At 60.5% G+C, this 2,408-nt stretch carries 1 protein-coding gene; it reads left to right on the forward strand.

The features are described from left to right. Window positions 1-122: 122 nt before the first annotated feature. On the forward strand, window positions 123-1,745 hold the full coding sequence (locus CDQ91_RS20855; protein ID WP_336580177.1) for a tyrosine-type recombinase/integrase: 1,623 nt from the start codon (window positions 123-125) through the stop codon (window positions 1,743-1,745). Window positions 1,746-2,408: the final 663 nt, after the last annotated feature.

Genomic DNA, 2,408 nt, shown 5'->3' on the forward strand with positions numbered 1-2,408 from the left:
CACAACCTCCGCTTCACGCAGCTTGCCAATAATCTCTTCCGGGCGATGCTTCTTGCTCGGCATTCATAATCTCCTTCGTAATCCAAAATATCATCAATTTTGGACCACTCAGAAGGGGGCAGATCAAGCCCACGGGAAAGTCGAGCCGTGTGAGCTATGGCGACGGCCTTATGCGGCTCGATCGACCGGGAGGGGCGAGCAGCTGGGTTTGCCGAGTCCAGAAGCACGGCAACCGCCGGGACTTCGGCTTGGGGAGCTGCCAGAAAGTCAGCTTGGCGCAAGCGCGGGAGTTGGCGCGCGAAATTCGCAGCCAGATCGCATTGGGCATCGACCCCCAATTCGAGCGACGCAAGCGGCAGGCGGTGCCGAATTTCAAGGAAGCGGCGGCGCGAGTTTACGAGGTCCATTCGAAGACGTGGCGCAACGGTAAGCACCACGCGCAATGGACGCGGACGCTGGAATTATATGCGTTCCCGCACATCGGGAAGTTCCGGGTCGATCAGATCACCGGTCCGATGATCCGAGATTTGCTAGAGGAAATCTGGCTCGACAAGCCCGAGACGGCGCGGCGCGTCCGCCAGCGCGTCGGCGCGGTTCTCGATTGGGCCTACGCGTCGGGCTATCGCGACACCGAGGCACCCATGCGGGCGATCACTAAGGGATTGCCCCGCCAGCCGCGCCGCGACAATCATTTTGCTGCGATGCCCTACGAAGATGTACCTGCGTTCATTCAGACGCTGCGCGAGCGGGAATCTTTTAGTCGGCTGGCGCTGGAATTTGCCATTTTCACGGCGGCACGATCCGGCGAGGTGCGCGGCGCGACATGGGATGAGTTTGACCTCGAAAAGGGTCTCTGGAAGCTTTCCAAGGGGCGCATGAAAGCATTCCGCGAGCATGTCGTCCCCCTCTCCCGCCGCCCGCTCCGCATCGTTCAGCGATGCGCGCGGCTTCGCATTGCGGGTTGCGAGTTGGTATTCCCCGGCATCCGCAGAAACCGTCCGCTGTCCGATATGACCCTGTCGAAACTGGTCATCCTTGGCGGTACGGCGCGGATGGAGCAGGTCGCGATCTTCGGCGACGGCAAGGAAGATCAGGCGGTAAACGCCGCGAAGCAATTCTTCGAACAAGGTTTGCATCGACACAGCGCCCGATTGCAGTCGGTCGCGCACCTCAGGGTTTGCCTGCACCAAACCCTGTCCAAGCTCTTCGAGCGCGGTGGCGACATTGGCGTAGAGATCCTTTCGCGCCTCGACGCCTTGCTTGAGTCCGGCCTCGCGCCACTGCTCAAGCGCACAGTCGGATACGGCTGCGCCCTCAGCACCAAAGCGGGTGGCGTGGGCGAGAAGCCAGAATGCGGTGAAGTCTGCAAACATCTCGTCGCGGAACATGGCGCCCAGGTCAGCCTCGATCCACGCGGGGCGCGTGAGGCTGCCATTGTCACGCATCAGGCGCGCGCGGTCGCCGGCAAAGACGAGGCCCCAAAGGGCATGATCGGTGCCGTTCAGCCAATCTTGCAGAAGCGCCACCGGGCTTCGGCGAGCCCGTCCGCCTTCCGCGTCCCCGAACTCCGTCTGCGATTTCGCGAAAGCGTCGGCGTCCGCAACCGGCGCGGCGGCGACAATTGGGACGCGCCCCGCCTTGGCCTCCCAGGTAATCCGATAGTGCCGATTGCTGTCGCGATGTTCGACGGGGCCGATCAAATCGGTGAAGCCGAGACATTGCGCGAGGAGATCGTGCGCAAATAGGGCCGTGCGTTGGATTGTCTTGGCTTCGGCCTTGTCATAATCACGCCAGATCGCCTGACCGATACGAAAATAACGCGCGATCTCGTCTCCTAGGCTGGTTCCCTTGGGACAGGCGTAGGAGTCCGCCGTTTTTGCGGTGCGATCGGCCGCCATGACCCTCTGCACCTGTTCGGGCGCAATAAGGCCGCCCTCGATGGTCAACGCGATGAGCCCCAGTTCGGCGGCGGAGGAATCCCCGCTCGCCAAAGTGGCCTTAGCGCGGCTGGTATTTATGGCCCCTCCCAGAACGGTCGCATCCAAGTCTAGAAGACGGTCAAACTGATCGAGCGGGGGTGCTGGCGTAGCGTAGAAAAGGTTCGACAAGAATCGGCTATAATGGCATAGAGGTTGTACGGACTGAATCATGTATTCAGGCATACGGGGAACATCGTGTGGGACCGAGTTTCGTGGACAAGTATTTGAAAAAACATATCAAATACATAGGGTTGGTTTCTTAAAACCACCCGCTCCGCCAGGCACCTCTCCGGAGGGGTCCTTAGGCCGTGTTGACAAAAGACTTCAGCCATAGGCGCGTAGCGGCGAGGTTGAGGAAGCTCTCGAACGAGAGCAGGGTTTTGTCATAGCGGGTTGCGATGCGTCGTTGCTGTTTGAGTTTGCCGAACA

Origin of the sequence: Sphingopyxis witflariensis (genome assembly GCF_002205635.1) — a bacterium.
GTDB lineage: Bacteria > Pseudomonadota > Alphaproteobacteria > Sphingomonadales > Sphingomonadaceae > Sphingopyxis > Sphingopyxis witflariensis.